The organism is Pectobacterium wasabiae CFBP 3304 (genome assembly GCF_001742185.1).
In the GTDB taxonomy this organism is placed as follows: Bacteria; Pseudomonadota; Gammaproteobacteria; order Enterobacterales; family Enterobacteriaceae; genus Pectobacterium; species Pectobacterium wasabiae.
This window is the reverse complement of sequence record NZ_CP015750.1, coordinates 1,680,569-1,701,099: the sequence shown is the minus strand read 5'-3', so window position 1 is coordinate 1,701,099 and position 20,531 is coordinate 1,680,569. Positions and strand designations below refer to the sequence as shown.

At 50.8% G+C, this 20,531-nt stretch carries 20 protein-coding genes; 13 read left to right on the top strand and 7 right to left on the bottom strand.

Annotated elements, in window-relative coordinates:
• Positions 1 to 23: 23 nt before the first annotated feature.
• Positions 24 to 1,184 (bottom strand): metallophosphoesterase family protein, encoded by a 1,161-nt coding sequence (locus A7983_RS07600; RefSeq protein ID WP_005976603.1) that lies wholly within the window; start codon positions 1,182 to 1,184, stop codon positions 24 to 26.
• A 518-nt stretch (positions 1,185 to 1,702) separates the two neighbouring features.
• Here A7983_RS07600 and pstS point away from each other — a divergent pair.
• From pstS to phoU, 5 genes are all read left to right on the top strand, one after another.
• Positions 1,703 to 2,743, top strand: coding sequence for a phosphate ABC transporter substrate-binding protein PstS (gene pstS / locus A7983_RS07595; RefSeq protein WP_005976605.1), 1,041 nt, complete (start codon positions 1,703 to 1,705; stop codon positions 2,741 to 2,743).
• A gap of 160 nt (positions 2,744 to 2,903) precedes the next feature.
• On the top strand, positions 2,904 to 3,863 hold the full coding sequence (pstC, locus tag A7983_RS07590; protein WP_005976607.1) for a phosphate ABC transporter permease PstC: 960 nt from the start codon (positions 2,904 to 2,906) through the stop codon (positions 3,861 to 3,863).
• On the top strand, positions 3,863 to 4,750 hold the full coding sequence (gene pstA / locus A7983_RS07585) for a phosphate ABC transporter permease PstA (RefSeq protein ID WP_005976609.1): 888 nt from the start codon (positions 3,863 to 3,865) through the stop codon (positions 4,748 to 4,750). The genes pstC and pstA overlap by 1 nt, the downstream gene beginning before the upstream one ends.
• A 50-nt stretch (positions 4,751 to 4,800) precedes the next feature.
• The gene (gene pstB / locus A7983_RS07580) at positions 4,801 to 5,574 is read left to right on the top strand and encodes a phosphate ABC transporter ATP-binding protein PstB (RefSeq protein WP_005976611.1); all 774 of its coding nucleotides are present in this window, start codon (positions 4,801 to 4,803) and stop codon (positions 5,572 to 5,574) included.
• A 13-nt stretch (positions 5,575 to 5,587) separates the two neighbouring features.
• The gene (gene phoU / locus A7983_RS07575) at positions 5,588 to 6,319 is read left to right on the top strand and encodes a phosphate signaling complex protein PhoU (protein ID WP_005976613.1); all 732 of its coding nucleotides are present in this window, start codon (positions 5,588 to 5,590) and stop codon (positions 6,317 to 6,319) included.
• A gap of 52 nt (positions 6,320 to 6,371) precedes the next feature.
• Here the strand turns inward: phoU and A7983_RS07570 are convergent, their stop codons facing one another.
• Positions 6,372 to 6,929, bottom strand: a complete 558-nt coding sequence (locus tag A7983_RS07570; protein ID WP_005976616.1) for a helix-turn-helix domain-containing protein — start codon at positions 6,927 to 6,929, stop codon at positions 6,372 to 6,374.
• A gap of 55 nt (positions 6,930 to 6,984) precedes the next feature.
• Here A7983_RS07570 and A7983_RS07565 point away from each other — a divergent pair, with 55 nt between their 5' ends.
• The 4 genes from A7983_RS07565 to A7983_RS07550 all read left to right on the top strand — a co-directional run bounded on the left by A7983_RS07565 (position 6,985) and on the right by A7983_RS07550 (position 10,704).
• The gene (locus A7983_RS07565; protein WP_005976618.1) at positions 6,985 to 8,169 is read left to right on the top strand and encodes a benzoate/H(+) symporter BenE family transporter; all 1,185 of its coding nucleotides are present in this window, start codon (positions 6,985 to 6,987) and stop codon (positions 8,167 to 8,169) included.
• A 127-nt stretch (positions 8,170 to 8,296) separates the two neighbouring features.
• On the top strand, positions 8,297 to 9,133 hold the full coding sequence (locus A7983_RS07560) for an ABC transporter substrate-binding protein (RefSeq protein WP_005976620.1): 837 nt from the start codon (positions 8,297 to 8,299) through the stop codon (positions 9,131 to 9,133).
• Between the two features lie 97 nt (positions 9,134 to 9,230).
• The gene (locus A7983_RS07555) at positions 9,231 to 9,974 is read left to right on the top strand and encodes an amino acid ABC transporter permease (protein WP_005976622.1); all 744 of its coding nucleotides are present in this window, start codon (positions 9,231 to 9,233) and stop codon (positions 9,972 to 9,974) included.
• Between the two features lies 1 nt (position 9,975).
• A complete protein-coding gene (locus A7983_RS07550; protein ID WP_005976624.1) occupies positions 9,976 to 10,704 on the top strand; it encodes an amino acid ABC transporter permease in 729 nt (242 codons plus the stop codon).
• 181 nt (positions 10,705 to 10,885) lie between these two features.
• Here the strand turns inward: A7983_RS07550 and yieH are convergent, their stop codons facing one another.
• Positions 10,886 to 11,554 carry a 6-phosphogluconate phosphatase gene (gene yieH / locus A7983_RS07545; RefSeq protein WP_005976626.1) on the bottom strand — a complete coding sequence of 223 codons (669 nt, stop codon included), beginning with the start codon at positions 11,552 to 11,554 and terminating at the stop codon, positions 10,886 to 10,888.
• A gap of 379 nt (positions 11,555 to 11,933) precedes the next feature.
• Here yieH and A7983_RS07540 point away from each other — a divergent pair, with 379 nt between their 5' ends.
• Positions 11,934 to 13,271, top strand: a complete 1,338-nt coding sequence (locus A7983_RS07540) for an NCS2 family permease (protein ID WP_005976628.1) — start codon at positions 11,934 to 11,936, stop codon at positions 13,269 to 13,271.
• Positions 13,272 to 13,326: 55 nt separating this feature from the next.
• Here A7983_RS07540 and A7983_RS07535 read toward each other — a convergent pair whose 3' ends face one another.
• From A7983_RS07535 to aegA, 3 genes are all read right to left on the bottom strand, one after another.
• The gene (locus tag A7983_RS07535; protein WP_005976630.1) at positions 13,327 to 14,058 is read right to left on the bottom strand and encodes a 4'-phosphopantetheinyl transferase family protein; all 732 of its coding nucleotides are present in this window, start codon (positions 14,056 to 14,058) and stop codon (positions 13,327 to 13,329) included.
• A 187-nt stretch (positions 14,059 to 14,245) separates the two neighbouring features.
• A complete protein-coding gene (locus A7983_RS07530) occupies positions 14,246 to 14,755 on the bottom strand; it encodes a 4Fe-4S binding protein (RefSeq protein ID WP_005976632.1) in 510 nt (169 codons plus the stop codon).
• The gene (gene aegA, locus A7983_RS07525; RefSeq protein ID WP_005976634.1) at positions 14,752 to 16,776 is read right to left on the bottom strand and encodes a formate-dependent uric acid utilization protein AegA; all 2,025 of its coding nucleotides are present in this window, start codon (positions 16,774 to 16,776) and stop codon (positions 14,752 to 14,754) included. Before aegA ends, A7983_RS07530 begins: the two co-directional genes overlap by 4 nt.
• A gap of 442 nt (positions 16,777 to 17,218) precedes the next feature.
• Between aegA and A7983_RS07520 the strand changes: the two genes are divergently transcribed.
• The 3 genes from A7983_RS07520 to A7983_RS07510 are packed head-to-tail and all read left to right on the top strand — an operon-like array spanning position 17,219 to position 18,924.
• Positions 17,219 to 17,890 carry a CsgG/HfaB family protein gene (locus A7983_RS07520; protein ID WP_005976636.1) on the top strand — a complete coding sequence of 224 codons (672 nt, stop codon included), beginning with the start codon at positions 17,219 to 17,221 and terminating at the stop codon, positions 17,888 to 17,890.
• 18 nt (positions 17,891 to 17,908) lie between these two features.
• Entirely contained in the window at positions 17,909 to 18,268 is a 360-nt protein-coding gene (locus tag A7983_RS07515; RefSeq protein WP_005976638.1) for a DUF4810 domain-containing protein, read from the top strand.
• Positions 18,265 to 18,924 (top strand): DUF799 domain-containing protein, encoded by a 660-nt coding sequence (locus A7983_RS07510; protein WP_005976641.1) that lies wholly within the window; start codon positions 18,265 to 18,267, stop codon positions 18,922 to 18,924. The genes A7983_RS07515 and A7983_RS07510 overlap by 4 nt, the downstream gene beginning before the upstream one ends.
• Positions 18,925 to 19,017: 93 nt before the next feature.
• Here the strand turns inward: A7983_RS07510 and A7983_RS07505 are convergent, their stop codons facing one another.
• Positions 19,018 to 20,520 carry an MFS transporter gene (locus tag A7983_RS07505; protein ID WP_005976643.1) on the bottom strand — a complete coding sequence of 501 codons (1,503 nt, stop codon included), beginning with the start codon at positions 20,518 to 20,520 and terminating at the stop codon, positions 19,018 to 19,020.
• Positions 20,521 to 20,531: the final 11 nt, after the last annotated feature.

Genomic DNA, 20,531 nt, shown 5'->3' with positions numbered 1-20,531 from the left:
CGTGACCGACAAGGGCATCCTCATCACTGTCCCTGCGTAGGGGCGGATGAATACTGCTCCCACTTATAATTAGGCCATAATCGTCTTAAGCCAAAATGTTCTTGCCCTTCGGTTATGCTATCGCCGCCATCATTCTTTTCTGCTATTTTCTCCCAAGGATAATCTTCTGCAATTAGGCTCTTGTAACATTCTTCGTTTTCTTTCTTTTTCTCTAATATAGAAGAAACAGCGTGGTCGGTTATTTTTACGTCATATTCAGGGTAGTGCTGGTTTTTCAAGAAATTCCATGCTTCAAATGTAATAGAATCACTTTCTATTTGTAGAATAAAACCATAGCCTTTCTCCCTTAGTCCATTTTCTGTTCTATTAAATGAAGGTATTTCAATTAGGGTGCCGAATTCTTTTTGCATGGCCTCTAAAACACCCAATCCATTATGTATATGGCCGGATATGACAACGGTTTTTGGATGGTTTGATAATATCTTCTTTATTTTATCATCTTGCTTCCCAAATCCACCATACAAATTAGAACGCCAGTGTGTGTCATTAAGTGGTTGATGAGAAATAACAAATTTTCTACCCTTAACCTTTTCAGAAACCTTCTTTTCGAACCATGCTAACGTTGAATCATCGTAGTAGGCTTGATCCTTTAGACCTCTATCCGTGTTTAGTGCGATAAAGTGATTGTCGCCAATAAAAATATCAAAACATGCATGCTTTTCTTCATGCTTTATTTTCTTAGTATTCATGTTTTTGTATTTTTTTATAATAAATTTGTAGTAAGGGTTTTCTTTATCGGGATCTTTAGTCCATGATTTACTATCAGGGCCTCTAACATCATGATTTCCTAATATTTCTATTACCTTATTATCTTCTCCTCGAAACGTATTTTCTACAGCGACCATTACTTTACTTATATAATCAAGACTATCACTAATATCTCCTGGGATGATGATGTTAGATATTTTATGTTTCTCTTTTATATTATTTAATGCTTTGTAAAATGACGAGAGTAAATCATCGTTATCTATGTGCAGGTCACTGATTACCGCGATAGATAACCTTTTTCTTTTATCGTCATTGCTGGGTTGGCTTATGCATAGATCGGTGGTGCCGGCATGAACAGGAAGTTGCATGGCGAGCGGCAAGAGTGCCGCAGATTGTATGAAGGCTCTTCTTTTCAATGTCGATCTCCTTTAACACTTGTGGTTAATGCCCAAATGGCAGTCGTCATGATGTACGCACGTCTCTCGTTTTCTATGTGGAGTTTTTTACTAATCCCATCGCTATTGTCAGGTTTTTTTTTGAATTTACGATATTGAATCAGAATATCACGTCGTCATATCCAAAAAATTAAAACCAACGTGCTGAAAAACAGGGCTTACCGTAAAACATGATTGTTACAGATTTTGTACAGCGGAAAGGAATACCCGATGCTGCTCGCTATAACAGGAAAAAATAAGGTCGGATCAGAGGGGGGGAGCTATTCGTTGTCGGCATTGCGATTGATATTGGTGTAACTGATGTCGAGATCGAGAGAGGAAGCCTTGTTTGTATTTCCGTGTAATAAAACTGTCATATTGCGTACATTTTACTGTCACCAAATTGTCCTATTTTTCCTCCTGCGAACTACACTCTGATTTGATAACTCTGATTGATAACGGCTCTACGTCGACACGTCGAGTATCCCACAGGAGGGATTATGAAACTGATGCGTACCACTCTTGCCAGTGTTGTTGCGGCAACCTTTTCTCTGACAGCGGTCTCCGCTTTTGCTGCTGCTAACCTCACTGGTGCCGGTGCGACATTCCCTGCGCCTGTTTATGCCAAATGGGCTGACACTTATCAAAAAGAAACCGGTAATAAAGTTAACTATCAAGGAATCGGTTCTTCTGGCGGTGTAAAACAGATTATCGCTAAAACAGTAGACTTCGGTGCCTCTGATGCGCCTCTGGCTGATGACAAATTAGCACAGGATGGTTTATTCCAGTTCCCGACCGTTATCGGTGGTGTGGTACTGGCAGTGAACGTTCCTGGTATCAAATCTGGCGAATTGACGCTGGACGGTAAAACTCTGGGTGATATCTACCTAGGAAAAATCAAAAAATGGAACGACCCAGCGATCACCAAGCTGAACCCGAACGCCAAACTGCCGGATCAGGATATTGCGGTAGTTCGTCGTGCTGACGGTTCTGGTACGTCTTTCGTGTTCACTAGCTACCTGGCAAAAGTGAACCCAGAGTGGAAAGAGAAGATTGGCGCAGGTTCTACCGTGAACTGGCCAACCGGTCTGGGCGGTAAAGGTAACGATGGTATCGCGGCGTTCGTACAGCGTCTGCCTGGTTCTATCGGTTACGTAGAATATGCGTATGCCAAGCAGAACAACCTGGCTTACACCAAACTGATTTCTGCCGATGGCAAAGCGGTTAGCCCAACTGGCGCCAGCTTCAGCAACGCGGCTAAAGAGATCGATTGGAGCAAATCATTTGCTCAGGATCTGACCAACCAGAAAGGCGCTGATGCATGGCCGATCACCTCCACCACGTTCATCCTGGTTCATACCAAACAGGAAAAACCTGAGCAGGGTGCTGAAGTGTTGAAATTCTTCAACTGGGCGCTTGATAAAGGCGGTGAGCAAGCTGAAGCGCTGGATTACGCCACGCTGCCAAAAGAAGTGGTTGAGCAAATCCGTGCTGCCTGGAAAACCCAGGTAAAAGACAGCAACGGCAAAGCGCTGTACTAATTATTGTCTCGACAACCGTCGCGTGGTCACCAGAACCTGATGATGCTATCAGGTTCTGGAAATACGCAGCGGAATAACACGTCGTATCGGGGCGGAGAGGTGATAAGCCTCTCTGCCTTCAATAGTTTATCAAATGCAGTTAAATCGAGAAGAGAGACGTATGGCGGAGTACAAGCCAACTATCAAAGCCCCGGGAAAATATGGCGATATCCTCTTCAGCACGCTGGTAAAACTGGCGGCGCTGGTTACGCTACTGCTGTTGGGAGGCATCATTGTTTCCCTGATTGTGGCGTCTTGGCCCAGCATCGAGAAGTTTGGTTTTGCCTTCTTGTGGACGAAAGAGTGGGATGCGCCCGCAGAGCAGTTTGGTGCACTGGTTCCGATTTACGGAACTGTCGTGACCTCACTGATTGCCCTAATTATTGCGATTCCGATTAGCTTCGGGATTGCGTTATTTCTGACCGAACTGGCACCCGCGTGGTTGAAACGCCCACTTGGCGTAGCGATTGAGTTGCTGGCGGCCATACCGAGTATTGTTTATGGCATGTGGGGGCTGTTCATTTTTGCTCCGCTGTTTGCCAAATATTTCCAGCAGCCGGTAGGCAACGTCCTGTCCGGCATCCCTATTGTTGGCTCACTGTTCTCTGGCCCGGCGTTCGGGATTGGTATTCTGGCGGCTGGCGTTATTCTGGCCATCATGATTATCCCTTACATTGCGGCGGTCATGCGTGACGTGTTTGAGCAAACGCCCGTCATGATGAAAGAGTCTGCCTACGGCATCGGCTGTACGACGTGGGAAGTGATCTGGCGCATTGTGCTGCCTTACACCAAGAACGGTGTCATCGGCGGGGTGATGTTGGGATTGGGGCGCGCCTTGGGGGAAACCATGGCCGTTACCTTTATCATCGGTAATACCTACCAGCTCGACAGCGCTTCACTGTATATGCCAGGCAACAGTATTACCTCTGCGCTGGCGAACGAATTCGCCGAAGCCGAATCCGGCGTGCATACCGCAGCACTGATGGAACTGGGGCTAATTCTGTTTGTGATTACCTTTATTGTTCTGGCGTGTTCAAAACTGATGGTTATGCGTCTGGCAAAAAATGAGGGGGCGCGCTAATGGCAACATTAGGCATTGAGCAAGAAGCTGCACTGGAACGCTCACGGCGTAAAATGCAGGCCTGGCGTCGCCAGAAAAACCGTATTGCGCTGTTTTTATCCATGTCTACGATGGTTTTCGGCTTGTTCTGGCTGGTTTGGATCCTGTTCTCGACCGTTACCCGAGGCGTGGATGGCATGTCTCTGGCGTTATTTACCGAAATGACACCGCCGCCCAATACCGCAGGTGGTGGGTTAGCGAATGCCATCGTCGGGAGCGGATTGCTGATCGTGTGGGCGACGCTGCTGGGTACGCCGCTGGGTATTATGGCGGGCATCTATCTGGCGGAATACGGTCGTAAATCGTGGATCGCGGAAGTGATTCGCTTCATCAACGACATTCTGCTGTCAGCGCCTTCGATTGTGGTTGGCCTGTTTGTCTACACGCTCGTGGTAGCAAAGATGCAGCACTTCTCCGGTTGGGCTGGGGTGATTGCGCTGGCGCTGTTGCAGGTGCCGATTGTAATTCGTACCACCGAGAATATGCTCAAACTGGTGCCGGATAGCCTGCGTGAAGCCGCTTATGCGCTGGGTACGCCGAAATGGAAAATGATTTCTGCGATTACGCTGAAGGCATCGGTATCAGGCATCATCACCGGGGTGTTGCTGGCTATCGCACGTATTGCCGGGGAAACGGCGCCGCTGCTGTTTACGTCGCTGTCGAATCAGTTCTGGAGCACGGATATGATGCATCCGATTGCTAACCTGCCTGTCACCATCTTCAAATTTGCGATGAGCCCGTTTGTGGAATGGCAACAGTTGGCCTGGGCGGGTGTACTGCTGATTACGCTGTGCGTTCTGCTACTGAATATTCTGGCGCGTGTTATTTTCTCCGCGAAGACACATTAAACAAATTCAAGGTGTTGCCAGGCAGCGCCAGGTAAAAGAGAGAAGTCTTGATGAGTATGACTACTGAGACATCCAACAAAATCCAGGTACGCGATCTGAATTTCTATTACGGAAAATTCCATGCGTTGAAAAACATCACACTGGATATTGCCGCGAATCAGGTTACCGCGTTTATCGGTCCGTCCGGCTGTGGTAAATCCACGCTGCTGCGCACGTTGAACAAAATGTATCAGCTCTACCCTGAGCAGCGTGCCGAAGGCGATATCCTGCTGGATGGCAATAACATCCTGACGGATAAGCAAGATATCGCACTGTTGCGTGCCAAGGTGGGGATGGTTTTCCAGAAGCCGACGCCGTTCCCGATGTCTATTTACGATAACATCGCGTTTGGTGTTCGCCTGTTTGAGAAGCTGTCCCGTGCCGATATGGATGAGCGTGTTCAGTGGGCGCTAACTAAAGCAGCGCTGTGGCAAGAAACGAAAGATAAGCTACATCAGAGCGGCTATAGCCTGTCCGGTGGTCAACAGCAGCGTTTATGTATTGCGCGCGGCATTGCGATTCGCCCAGATGTCTTGCTGTTGGATGAACCTTGCTCTGCACTCGACCCGATTTCTACCGGCCGCATTGAAGAGCTGATCTCTGAGCTGAAAAAAGATTACACCGTGGTCATCGTGACGCATAACATGCAGCAGGCAGCGCGTTGTTCAGATCATACGGCGTTTATGTATTTGGGTGAGCTGATTGAGTTCAGCGATACTGATACCCTGTTTACTGCCCCACGGCAGAAACAGACTGAAGATTACATCACCGGCCGTTACGGTTGATTAGGAAAGCATCATGGATAATCTGAATCTGAACAAACACATTTCCGGTCAGTTTAACGCCGAACTGGAACACATCCGCACGCAGGTCCTGACCATGGGCGGGCTGGTGGAGCAACAACTGACGGATGCCATCACCGCAATGCATAATCAGGATGCGGAGCTGGCTCAGCAGGTGATTGAAGGTGACGCCAAAGTTAATATGATGGAAGTGGCGATTGATGAAGCCTGCGTGCGCATTATTGCGAAACGTCAGCCGACCGCCAGCGATCTGCGTCTGGTGATGGCGATCATCAAAACCATCTCTGAACTGGAGCGTATCGGTGATGTGGCGGATAAAATCTGTCGCACCGCGTTGGAGAAATTCTCCCATCAGCATCAGCCGCTGCTGGTGAGTCTGGAATCATTGGGCCGCCACACCGTGCAGATGCTGCATGATGTGCTGGATGCCTTTGCCCGTATGGATCTGGACGAAGCGATTCGTATTTATCGCGAAGATAAAAAAGTGGATAAAGAGTATGAAGGGATTGTGCGTCAGTTGATGACTCACATGATGGAAGATACCCGAACCATCCCCAGCGTGCTGACGGCTCTGTTCTGCGCCCGTTCTATCGAGCGTATCGGCGACCGTTGCCAGAATATCTGTGAATTTATCTTCTATTTTGTCAAAGGTCAGGATTTCCGCCACCTTGGTGGCGACGCGCTGGAAAAGTTGCTGGCTGAGAAAGACAGAAAAGCTGAAGAGTAACGCTATTTCACGCTTAGCCTCTGATAACGCCCTGCTTGCAGGGCGTTAGTTTTTAAGGATAGTGAATCAGATCGTGGAAGCGCACCGTGGTATCGGTAGGGTTGTGATAGTGGTGCTCTCTGTCGGCGGCAAATCGCAGGGCGTCACCGGTGGACAATAAGTGCGTCTGGTCATCAACGGTAATCTCCAACTGGCCTTCCAACACAATAATATGCTCGATCACCCCGTTTTCATGTGGCGATGACGTGCTGCTGGCGCCGGCAGCTAGTTCAATAACCAGCATATCGAAACGCAATTTTTCGTCGTAGGGAAAGAGTGGCACAACGTGCATTCCCGCCTCATTTCCCCTGAACGTTGAACCCGCCCCTGAGCGATACGTCACGTCTTCACCCGTGAGCATCGGTTCAATAAAGGTGGAAAACGCGACATTCAGACCGGTCGCAATTTTCCATAGGGTCGCGACCGTCGGGCTGGATTCACCACGTTCGATCTGGCCGAGCATCGCTTTACTGACTCCCGTTTCTTCCGCTGCTCGCGTGAGGCTCCAGCCTTTCTCCTGCCTTAGCACTTTCAATGTATCGCCAATACGGCAAGTTAACTTATCAGACATTATGCTGGCTCCTGCTTGTGCGTTATAGCGCACGATAAGAGTGGGATGCTATACCATGCCTGCGTCATTTGCGCTAAAAGATGTCACGTTTTCGACCTTTGTCGCCGGTTTTGTTGCGGTGCTGGTGGGTTACACCAGCTCGGCCGCCATTATTTTTCAGGCGGCAGAAGCGGCAGGTGCCAGTGCGGTACAAATTGGCGGCTGGTTAAGCATGTTGGGCATTGCCCAGGGGCTGGCATCCATTAGCCTATCGCTGTATTACCGTGCGCCAATACTGGCGGCGTGGTCAACGCCGGGGGCGGCGCTATTGGTCACCAGCCTGCCGGGCACATCGCTCAATGAGGCGATCGGCGTGTTCCTGTTTGCCTCTGCGCTTATCTTCATCTGCGGGATTACGGGTCTGTTTGCCCGCCTGATGAATGTGATTCCGCAGGCTATTTCTGCCGCGATGCTGGCGGGGATTTTGCTGCGCTTTGGTGCGGATGCCTTTCTTTCCCTGCAACAGGATTTCTGGCTCGCTTTTGCGATGTGCGTGACGTATTTGTGCAGCCGTCGATGGGTCCCTCGCTTTGCCATTGTGTTAACGCTGCTTGCTGGCCTGTTGCTGGCGCTATGGCGTGGGCAAATTGCGGTTTCTGATTCGCCGCTGGTATTTACCGTGCCGGAATTCATTACGCCACATTTTTCGTGGGCGTCTCTGCTGGGCGTCGGCATTCCGTTTTTCATCGTCACCATGGCGTCGCAGAACGCACCGGGCGTTGCCACGCTGAAAGCCGCGGGCTATCAGATTCCCGTATCGCCGCTGATTACTATTACGGCATTAATCGCGTTGATATTGACGCCGTTCGGCGGCTTTTCCGTGTGTATTGCCGCGATTACTGCCGCGATCTGTATGGGATCGGATGTGCATCCCGATCCAAAAAAACGCTATCTTGCCGCTGTCGCGGCAGGCGGATTTTATCTACTGGCGGGCGTTTTCGGTGGATCGATCGGGCAGCTTTTTACCGCGCTGCCGCAGCCGCTGATTCATGCTATTGCTGGTTTAGCGTTGCTCAGCACGATTTCGGGCAGCCTGTACCGCGCCTTGCTGGATGAAAAACAGCGCGATGCGGCGGTCGTTACTTTCCTGATCACCGCCTCTGGATTAACGCTGTGGGGAATCGGTGCGGCATTTTGGGGGCTGATCGGGGGGATGATGACCTGGTTTATTCTGTCAGCATACGCTGACAAGGCTCGCTGAATCGTCAGGATAATCTGCCAGAATACCGAAGTAACATAAGGTTATATTATAGCTATTTATGTTATTTCCCGCGTTTTCACCCTACTGATAGCCTACTGTTCATACAGCAATAATTAAGGGGCAGGGAATGAAAAAGCAGATTTTGACAGTGGCTTTGTTGGCCGGGTTGGCTTCCGTTTCTGGTGCTGCACAGGCAGATAAACTGGATGATATTCAGAAGGCGGGTGTGGTAAAAATTGCCGTCTTCGACAGTAATCCGCCATTTGGCTATGTCGATCCGCAGAGCAAAAAGCTGGTGGGTTATGACGTGGATATCGCCGAGGCGATTGGTAAGGCGCTGGGTGTGAAGGTTGAACTGCGTGCGACCAATCCTGCTAACCGTATTCCGCTGTTAAGCTCTCAGAAGGTTGATCTGATTGCCGCGAACTTCACCATTACCGATGAGCGCGCCAAGCAGGTTAACTTTAGTATTCCCTACTTCGCGACCGGACAAAAATTCATCGCCCGTAAAGGCGTGTTGAAAACGCCGGACGACATCAAAACGCTGCGCATCGGTGCGGATAAAGGCACTGTGCAGGAAATTACCCTGCGTGAACATTACCCGACCGCCAAAGTGATTTCCTACGACGATACGCCGCTGGCCTTTGTCGCGTTGCGTAACAACAATGTTCAGGCCATCACGCAGGATGATGCCAAACTGGTCGGCCTGTTGGCTAACGTGCCTGATGCACAGAAGGCCGAATTCGAAATTTCTCCGTTCAGCATTACCAAAGAATATCAGGGTGTGGGAATTCCGAAGGGTGAAGAACGCCTGACGGCGAAAATTAACGACACGCTGATTAACCTGGAAAAACAGGGTGAAGCGAAGACCATTTACGATCGCTGGTTCGGGCCGAGTACCAAATCATCTCAACCGCGCGGTGACTTCACCTTTGCCCCGCTGGATCAGCAGCCTAAATCCTGATAGCTAACGTGTTCAGTGCTATGATCCCAGCCCTCTGCATTGCAGAGGGCATTTTTATTTAGGGTACATATCATCATGACAAAGAGAGATAAAACGTATGGATACGGCGCTGCAATCGCTTGAGTCGTGGCTGTTGGCTCCTCAATATCTCACCTGGCTGTGGCACGGTTTCCTGATCACGCTGGGTATTTCCTCCGGTACGGTTGTTCTGTCTACGGTATTGGGCTTTCTGCTGGCAGCGGCCAGAGACAGCCAGATTCATGTGTTGCGTGGCGTGGTAGTGGCATATAGCTCGCTATTTCGTAATACGCCGCTGCTGGTGCAGTTGTTTTTCTGGTATTTCGGTGCCGGACAGCTTTTCCCCTCAGAGATGATGCAGTGGCTGAACACCCCTCATGTTATCTCGTTGTTGGGTACGACATTAGCATGGCCTTCTTTTGAGTTTTTGGCCGGATTGGCAGGGCTGACGCTCTACTCCAGCGCGTTCATTGCGGAAGAGATCCGCTCCGGTATTCGTGGCGTGGCGCGTGGGCAGAAGTATGCCGCGCAGGCTCTGGGGTTAACGGGCTGGCAATCCATGCGTTACGTGGTGCTGCCGCAGGCGCTAAAAATTGCTTTGCCACCGCTGCTTGGGCAGTACATGAATATTGTCAAAAACTCATCACTAACGATGGCGATTGGCGTCGCTGAATTATCTTACGCCTCGCGTCAGGTGGAGACGGAAACCTTGCGCACGTTTCAGGCGTTTGGCGTGGCGACGGTGTTGTACATCATGATTATTGCGGTGATGGAAGGCTGGGGCATGTGGCGCCAGCAGCGTAGTCTGGCGGAGAGGCACTGAGATGGATTTTACCGTTATCATCGATAACATCGACTATTTGATGTGGGGTTCATTCCCGGATGGTCCGCTGGGCGGCGCGGCGCTGACGTTGGTGATGAGCCTGTTGGCGGGCGTAGCATCTGCCGTGCTAGGCACGATTTTGGGCGTGGCGCTGGCGATGTCGCGAGGCGGGTGGAGCGCGCTGTTGGCGATGGTGCTCGGGTTCTTCCGGGCGATCCCCGTCATCATGCTGATTTTCTGGACGTACTTCCTGTTACCGATCGTTTTTGGCGTCGATATCCCTGAAATCACTACCGTGGTTTGTGCGCTGGCGCTGATCGCTTCGGCGTATCTGGCACATGGCGTGAAAGCCGGTATTGTCGCGATTGGGCGCGGTCAGTGGCAGGCTGGGCTATCGTTGGGGCTGAGTCGCTGGCAGGTGCTGTGGCAGATCGTCCTACCGCAGGCACTGCGGATGATGGTGCCTTCCTTCATTAATCAATGGATCTCCCTGATTAAAGACACGTCACTGGCCTACATTGTCGGGGTTGGCGAGTTGACGTTTCTTGCTACGCAGGTCAATAACTGCAGTATGGTCTACCCGATGGAAGTTTTCCTGTTTGTCGCGTTGGTCTACTTTGTGCTTTGCCTGTCTCTGGAGTTGCTGGCTAACCGGGTTAACGCCCGTTTTAACCAGCAGGAAAAACAGCCGAAGCGTCGTCTGCTGTGGTGGCGGAATAAGCCAGCCTGACGATGCAGATCACGTGCGTCGTGCGGTGGTAATGGATAGATCGTAAAGACGCTGTGAATACGTCCATGTACGCTCGACTTGCGCCATCCATGGCGCAAACGCTTTACTCTTCTACTCCATTACCACCGTTTTCGTTCCGTAAATAGATTTGATGGTGGTATGACATAAGTTTGAAATGCGGTTATTGTGCGGTGATATTCCAGCCTTTTTCACGCCAGATCTGCGGCAGCTCGCGCATGTCGTCGAACATGGTGACCAGCGGGTGATGAATCGGCTGGTTGTGCGGGTCGGCGCAGTAATAGAACACCGGAATACCCGCAGCGATGCCCGCCTGTGCTCCTGCGGCGGAATCTTCAACCAGAATGCAGTGTTCAATTGGAAGCTGTAACTGCTCGGCGGCGTGATACAGCACCGCTGGATCGGGTTTCCATTTTTTCAGATCGTAGCCGCTATAAAGATGGTCGCCAAACAGATCGAGCATGTGCGTCAGGCCGAGTGAATGCTGCATCTTACTGACCGGACCGTTGGAAACCACGGCCATTGGGACGGTGATGGACTGCACTAATTCACGTGCGCCCTCGATAGGTTGCAGGGACTCATCGAACAGACGCTTCACCTCTTGCCGGAAATGACGCTCCGCGTCTTCTACCGAGACGGTTAAGCCATACTGCTGGCTGATGCGGGCAATAATCTCGTACAGCTTCACGCCCTTGTAGGTTTTTATCACCTCCTCCAGCGATAAGTTCACCCCATACGGGATGAAGATATTCACATAAGCCTGACAACACAGCACTTCGCTATCAACCAACGTGCCATCACAGTCGAAGAAGACGCATTCAATACGGGGCATGACTAATCCTTATCGATGAAATAAAGCAAATACCCTAATGCCGACCATGTAAGAACCGAGATACACGGAGCGACCACGTGGCGAGGCTCCCTGCGGGAACCTCATCCCTGTGTTTCTCCTAAAAATGGACTTAAGTGATCAGCATTAAGCCTATGACTCTTACTTTACCCAATTGACCCGATATTGCGACCTATAAAGCCATTTTCACGGCAATCTTGCAGAAAATTAAGGGGCGTTAATCGAGGGCGTTCGGCACAATAGCCATGTGGTTAATAGGTTCTTCTTATTCGATGAAAAAAAACGTGGGATCAACGTAAAAACGTAGAATTTTGTTATAGGATACCCGACGACAGTTATTCCCTTCTTTGGATTAGTACTAATGAATAAATCACAACCCGGTTCTGCTACCGAGCAGGGCCTGCTGGAGCGCGTGTTTAAACTTAAACAACACGGCACGACAGCACGAACGGAAACGATTGCTGGTTTCACGACGTTTTTGACGATGGTCTATATCGTTTTTGTTAACCCGCAGATTCTGGGTGCCGCGGGGATGGACACCAAAGCGGTCTTTGTGACCACCTGTTTGATTGCGGCATTCGGCAGTATTTTAATGGGACTGCTGGCTAACCTGCCTGTCGCGCTGGCTCCGGCTATGGGGCTGAATGCATTTTTCGCTTTTGTCGTCGTAGGGGCGATGGGGCTGCCATGGCAGGTGGCGATGGGGGCTATTTTCTGGGGCGCAATCGGTTTCCTGTTGCTGACGCTCTTTCAGATTCGTTACTGGATGATCGCCAATATCCCGCTTAGCCTACGTCTGGGGATCGCCAGCGGTATTGGGCTGTTCATCGCGATGATGGGCCTGAAAAATGCTGGCATTATCGTTCCCAGCCCTGCAACGCTGGTGACGATTGGTGACCTGACGTCGCACAGCGTGCTGTTGGGGGCTTTGGGCTTTTTCATCATTGTGGCGTTGGCTTCACGTAATATTCATGCTGCGGTGCTGATTTCCATCGTTGTAACCACCTCAATCGGCCTGCTGCTGGGCGATGTGACCTTTTCTGGCGTGTTCTCAATGCCGCCAAGCGTAACGTCCGTGGTGGGTCAGGTTGATCTGGCGGGCGCGCTGAACCTCGGGATGTCCGGCATTATTTTCTCCTTCATGCTGGTGAACCTGTTTGACTCCTCCGGCACGCTAATCGGTGTGACGGACAAAGCGGGTCTGGTGGATGCTCGCGGTAAATTCCCGCGTATGAAGCAGGCGCTGTATGTCGATAGCATCAGTTCTGTGGCTGGATCGTTTATCGGGACATCATCCGTCACGGCGTATGTTGAAAGCTCTTCGGGTGTATCCGTGGGGGGGCGTACCGGCCTGACTGCTGTCGTCGTGGGTCTGTTGTTCCTGCTGGTGATCTTCCTGTCACCGCTGGCGGGTATGGTGCCTGCCTATGCGGCGGCTGGCGCACTGATTTACGTGGGTGTATTGATGACGTCCAGCCTGGCACGCGTGAAGTGGGACGATCTGACCGAAGCTGTTCCGGCTTTTATTACTGCGGTGATGATGCCGTTCAGCTTCTCGATTACCGAAGGGATCGCGCTGGGCTTCATTTCTTACTGTGTGATGAAGCTGGCGACAGGCCGCTGGCGTGAAATCAGCCCTTGTGTGGTGGTGGTTGCGCTGTTGTTCCTGTTGAAAATCGTGTTTATCGACGCGCATTAATCCGTTCGTGGCTCCGGGTTTTCCCCGGAGCCTCAGTCTGCGGTAACGCGGTTGGTTACTGTGATGCGGTAGAGGTGACTTTTTCTATCGTATGGCTGGTTAATTTCATATAGCGTACAGACTGGCGCTGCTGCTGTAGGATTTCCCCCGACTTTCTCATGCCCGATGCCGATGTGTATTTCCACATGACGAGTCGGTTAAGCGTGGGGATATGGGCGCAGGCCCATGCAAGATAATCATCAACATCGCTCATCACTTCTACGGCTGGCGTGTAGGTTGAACGTAGCCTGCCGGAAGCGGGGTGAAGTTTGAGGTTATGGGGAAGATGGCTGTTTGCGCCAGGCATTTTTACCAGCGACTGGCGGATGGTGCATAATTGTGTTGCCGCTTCCAGGGGGTCGCGCTGAGCGTCAATCCACGCCTGTTCAGCCTGCGTCTGTGGAACGGTCTGGTTCGTTGGCCTGACATGAACGATTTCGATATCCATACCGACGCTTCCCTCTTCGCTCAGGAGGATAGCAATCGTATTTCCTGCATAGCCGATGCTGAAATTGGGCAGATTAGGATCGGCAAAATAAGGGCGTCCTTCAGGGGACACCAGCAGCGTGGGCAACAGCGGATAACCGAAAAAATAGAACATCATCTCAGCCAACAGCGCTCGACTTTTCAGATAACGCTCGCGGCGTTTGGTTGAAAAACCTTGTGTCGATGAAATGAGCCTATCAGGCAGTCTTTGTAAGTCAGGAAGCGCTTCCGTGCTTGTCCACCTGACAAAATGGCAGGTCATTGTTCACTCCGTGATCGTGATAAAAGATGGGAACCTATCAGGTACTACCAATGCATATTATCAGACTAATATGTGAACCAAAGAAAAATCGATGGATAAATCGGCGATAATTATTAATTAGGCCCCACGAATTTTCTGCATCAGTGTTTTGTGGCGTTCCTTCCCTGCCCGTCATATCCCCGTTTGTTTAATGGTTCGGCCACCCCAATGCGGAACGCTGCTGTTTTTCCAACGTCTGCTTGCGCAACTCATCTGCAGTCACTAACCGAAGCGCTGACGTCGGGCACACGCTGACGCAGGAAGGGCTCGGGGCTACATCGACGCATAAGTCGCATTTGTGGACTTCACTTTGCGTACTCTCGTCATTTGAGGCTTTCGTTACCACATTGATGGCACCGAAGGGACAGGCGACGACACAGCTTTTGCAGCCGATGCAGCGGGACTGAATAACCTGAATGCTATCCCGATCGCGCACTAGCGCGTCATTTGGGCACACGCTGGCACAGGGGGCGTTCTCACACTGGCGGCACAGAACAGGTACGCTGACGCTGGCACTTTTAATCACTTTCAGACGGGGAAAGAAGTGAGACGGCCGCAGTTGTGCACTTTGACCACCGCTATGCGCGACTGCGCAGGCGATCTCACAAGTCCGACAACCGATACATTTTTCTGCTTCGGCGATAACAAATTGATTCATGAGCGGACCTCCTCGCGGACTGTGTTTATTTCGTGGTGTTGCGGGTGTGCGGGAAGAGCACCCGTGACGGCGGTCAGCCCCATCGTCGCAATCATCCCCAATGCAGCTTTTCGCCCATCAGCAATGGCGGTAACCACCAGATCGGCGCCGCGCACGGCATCACCACCCGCGAAAATACGCGGATGATTGGTCTGGCAAGGTATCTGACTATCGAGCGGGGCGGTGATGTATCCCCAATTATCCAGACCGACGTCAGCCTCTTCCAGCCACGGCATACTGTGTGACTGAAAACCAAATGCGGTTATCACGGCTTCTGCCGGCTGAACGAATTCCGAACCAGGAATCGGGCGCGGACGACGACGGCCGCTGGCATCAGGCTCGCCCAGTTCGGTTCGAACCAGACTAATACCGCATACCTCGCCGTGTTCATTGAGGCAGATTTTCTGTGGCTGAACGTTAAACATGAACTCCACGCCTTCTTCGCGGGAGTTTTTAACCTCTTTTTTCGAGCCGGGCATATTGGCTTCATCACGGCGATAGGCGCAGGTTACGGATATCGCACCTTGCCGAACGGACGTGCGTAGGCAGTCCATCGCAGTGTCCCCACCGCCGAGCACCACGACGCGTTTGCCGGCCATCGAGATATAGGGCTCATCGTCTAATTCAGGTAGCCCCATAACGTGCTTGGTATTGGCGATCAAGAAGGGGAGCGCATCAAAAACGCCGGGAGCATCTTCATTATCAATGTTGGCTTTCATGGAGCGGTAGGTGCCCACGCCGAGGAACACGGTGTCATAGTCGTCCAGAAGTTGAGCCAGAGAAATGTCTTTCCCCACTTCGGTATTCAACTGGAAGTCGATTCCCATAGAGCTGAACACTTCACGACGATGGATCAGGACGTCTTTGTCCAGTTTGAATGACGGGATCCCGAACGTGAGCAGGCCACCAATTTCCGGGTGACGATCGAACACGACGGCCTGCACGCCATTACGTGCCAACACATCGGCACAGGCTAGCCCAGCCGGGCCAGCTCCGACGATCGCAGCACGCTTTCCGCTGGGAACGACATGTGTCATATCGGGAGACCAGCCCATTTCCATCGCGGTGTCGGTAATGTAGCGCTCAACGTTGCCGATGGTGATCGCGCCATATTCTTTGCCCAGCGTACAAGCCCCTTCGCATAACCGGTCCTGCGGGCATACCCGACCACAGATTTCCGGCAGGCTGCTGGTTTGATGCGAGAGCTCGACTGCTTCAAGAATGCGACCTTGCTTTGCCAGGCTCAGCAATTCGGGAATATTATTATGCAGCGGACAGGTCCACTCGCAGATCGCGCGTTTGCCACAGGAAAGGCAGCGATCAGCCTGATCTTCTGTCTGCTGCACAGAGAAGCCATGATAGATTTCATCAAACGTGGAGGTTCTCTGCGTCAGCGGTTTTTTCTCTGCATCCCGGCGCGGCCAGTTTTTCCTTTTACTGAGTGGGTTGAGCGTCAGTGCTTTCACCACGGGCGTTTCACGCTGCCAATGTGCGGCGGAACGTTGTGCCATCACCTGCTGTTTCTCTTGGCGACGGGCTGCTAACGTTTGTTCACTGACTAACTGCAATGCCTGCGTTGGGCAGGCTTCCACACACGCTTGTCCTTCTGGGCGGTCGGCGCAGAGATCGCATTTATGCGCGATGGTGCTGCTGTTCATAGGGTTTGTCACCATCGACATTGCGCCGAACGGGCAAGCCAGTACACAGCTTTTGCAGCCGATGCACTTTTCCTGAACGAGCTGAATGCTATTGTCTTTTCTGATCAAGGCCTGTGTTGGGCATACGCTTGCACAGGGGGCATCTTCACAGTGGCGGCATGTCACGGCAGCCCGAAGCTTTGGCGTATTGAATGCCTTGATTCTGGGCTGAAATACCGCGGTACTCTCTGGATAGCGCTCGTCATTGTGTGAAATCACACAGGCGATTTCACATGCATGGCATCCCATACAGTCTTGAGTACTGGCAATAACAAATCGGTTCATTACCTTTTCCCACCCTTGATCCCTCGATCGTGGCCTTTATCCTAATAGCTGGATAACGCTCTGACCTTGATATAGAGCAGGTAAAAAGTCGGTTAATGTTAAATCTTACCCAGGTTATTAATAAAATTATTGAATCGTTTCAGTAAGTTGTAATGTTACTGGTAAGTAATAACATGGTTGTATATAACCTTGTTTTTTATCCGGTTTATCGTGATTTGTCTCAGGTAAAAATTCTGATTTTCATTACTTTTGTTAATTCTCGCGTGAAATAACTCGTTACTTTTATTTGCGCCCCTCATAATGTCGGACATCATTTAAATGCAGCAAAACAATGTTGAATCTAAATAATGTTGAAGCTAAATAATGTTTTTATGGCATTTTCATTATGAATCAATAACAGGGCTTTGCTCAGGTTAATGGATTGTCACTAAGGGATAGTGTTATGAATAAAAAAGTCGTTCTATGTTCTGTATTCATGTCAGCCGCGCTATTGAGCGGATGTGCTACAGAGTCTTCCCGTACCGTAGAAGCCCAAAAAGTCACTTCTCACAGTACGCCTTATCAGGGTGTTCGCAGTCCGATTTCCATCGGAAAATTTGAAAACCGCTCTAACTACATGAATGGTATTTTTTCTGATGGCGTTGACCGTTTAGGTAATCAATCCAAGACCATTCTTGTTAGCCATCTTCAACAGAGCGGCCGCTTTAATGTGCTGGATCGCACCAATATGGAAGAGCTGAAAGCGGAAGCGGGTATTAAAGGGCAAACGCAGACGCTGAAAGGCGCAAGCTATGTGATTACCGGCGATGTGACCGAGTTTGGCCGCAAAGAAGTGGGTGACCATCAGTTGTGGGGCATCCTTGGTCGCGGTAAAACACAGGTTGCTTACGCAAAAACCACGTTGAATGTGGTGAACGTACAAACGTCTGAAGTGGTGTATTCCGTACAGGGTGCGGGCGAATACACGTTGTCCAACCGTGAAATTATCGGGTTTGGTGGCACAGCCAGCTATGATTCGACGCTGAATGGTAAAGTTCTGGATTTGGCTATTCGTGAAGCCGTCAATAATCTGGTTGCAGGAATTGAAAGCGGTGCCTGGCGCCCAGCGAACTAATGGAATAGGAATATAACTATGTTATCTCATAAGAAAATTCTCCTGCTGCTGGCAGCGACTGTACTGGCTGGCTGTGCGTCCGCGCCGAAAACGATTTACAGTTGGGACAACTATCAGCCTGCGATTTATGATTATTATCAACAAGACAAGGTTGGGCCAGAGCAACAAATTCTTGCTCTGAATGAATCAATCGAGAAAGCGAAAGCCGCAAACAAACCTGTCCCACCGGGACTCTATGCTCAACTTGGGTTGCTGTACGCCAATACTGGTCGTGATAGTGAAGCTCGCCAACAGTTTGAAACTGAAAAAGCGAAATTCCCTGAATCAGCACCTTTCATGGACTTCCTGTTGAGTAAAAATAAAGGGAATATTAAATGAATCGTTTCTTAGGATTATGTGGTCTGGTTTTTGCGCTACTGCTAACTGGCTGTGCTAAACCCGTGCCTTATGACTACACGTCATTTAAGCAGAGCAAGCCTAAGTCTATTCTGGTCTTGCCGCCGGTTAACCATTCTCCTGATGTAAAAGCAAGTTATAGCCTAGTTTCACAGGTCACCTATCCGTTGGCAGAGTCGGGCTATTACGTATTGCCTGTTGCAGTAGTGGATGAAACGTTCAAACAGAATGGTTTGTCTACCGCGTCGGATATCCATGCGCTGAGCACGGTGAAGCTACACCAAATCTTTGGTGCCGATGCTGCGTTATATCTGGATGTGAAAGAATACGGTACGTCTTACATCGTGATTAATAGCGAAACTCGCGTTTCTGCGGATGCACGTCTGGTTGATCTGCGTACCGGTAAATTGTTGTGGAGCGGAAGTGCAACGGCTTCCAGCAATGAGCAGCAGTCAAACTCTAACGGCGGCATCATCGGTATTTTGGTGCAGGCTGCGGTGAATCAAATCGCGGACACGATCTCCGACAAAGGCCATGATATTGCGGGTGTGACTAGCGCCCGTCTGCTGGCTGCGGGCCGTTCGCGCGGTATGCTGTACGGACCTCGTTCACTGCAATACGGTAAAGAAGCCTACTGAGTTACTTTGTAGTATATCGCTAAATTCGAGTACGTAGATGCATCATCAACGCCGTTCATTATTGAACGGCGTTTTTATGATAAGCCTGTGATGCTATGCATCAGCAGTCTTACGCGATTGCTGCTTATTATGACGCGTTATCCAGACGAAGGCAGAGGTTAGCAACAGGATCAGCGTGGCGACTGCCAGCACGGCGGAAAATCCAGAATCAAAAGCGGCATGTGCCTGTGTAATAAGCGTTCGCTGCATATTTTCTGGTAAGGATTCGGCAAAAATTAATGCTTCATCCAGGCTGTCATAGGCGGTGTCCGGTACGGCAAACCCGGTAGGTAGCATAAACGTTGCGGAATAAGCGAAAGACAGCAAACTGCCCATCAATGTCACCCCTGTCGCGCCCCCCAATTCATAGGACACTTCTTCGATTGACGCTGCCATACCTGCTTTTTCAGCAGGCGCAACGTGCATAATAGTGCTCGATGCGGCTGTCATGGTTGACCCCACGCCAGCACCAATCACCGTCAAGCTGATGACTTGTATGATAATGGGGGCATTGTGCAGTAGTAGATAGCTCCCCATTCCCAGTCCCGAAATCAGCAGGCCTACCGCCAGTATTTTCCCGCTATTCACGTGCGGCAATATCTTTCCGGTCAACGGGCCGGAGATAAAGGAAGCCAACGACAGCGGTAAAATAAACAACCCTGCCTGTAGCGGGGATAGCCCGACCACTAACTGCAACCGCTGTGTGAAAGCCAGTTCCATTCCGATCAAGGCGGCCGCCGCCACGATGGCTGCTGCCACAGCGGCGCTGAAAGGCCGCAGGCGGAAGAGAGAGAAATCCACTAAAGGGTGCGTGCTGTTACGCTGACGCCGAACGAACAGAGTGATGAATGCTATGCCAATAAGCAGCGCGATCAGCGCATCTTCATAAGAGGGAACTCGCTTGCCCAGTTCTTTTATGGCATAGGTCACACCAATCAAACCTACCATGATTAATAGGGAACCGATGACATCCCAGCGGTGTGAGGCGTTACCCGCCCGATGTGGAATCACGGTGATTCCCATGGTGAGCGCAAGCAGCACAACCGGTACATTGATGAGGAAAACCGATCCCCACCAGAAGTACTCAAGCAGTATCCCGCCCATCACGGGACCAAACGCCGCACCGCCGGATGCCACCGCCGCCCAGATGCCAATCGCTAGCGCGCGTTCCCGTTCATCAGCGAAGGTCAGACGGATAATTGAGAGGGTGGCAGGCATCATCATTGCCGCCCCAACCGCCAGCAGTGCACGAGCGGCGATAAGAATACCGGGGCTGGGCGAATAAGCCGCCAGCAATGACGCGGTACCAAAAACTACCAGACCAGAGATAAATAAAGGCTTATGGCCTAACTTATCGCCCAGTGTGCCCATGCCCAGCAGCAAACCGGAGGCAACCAGCGCATAAATATTAACAATCCATAGCTTATCCGATGCAGTGGCGTGCAAGTCATGGGTTAGCGTAGGGAGCGCGGTGTACAGCACCGTCATGTCGATAACAATCAGGAACAGGGCACTGGAAACAATGGCCAAAATCAGCCACTTTTTGGGTGATTGCATAGCAGGTTCTC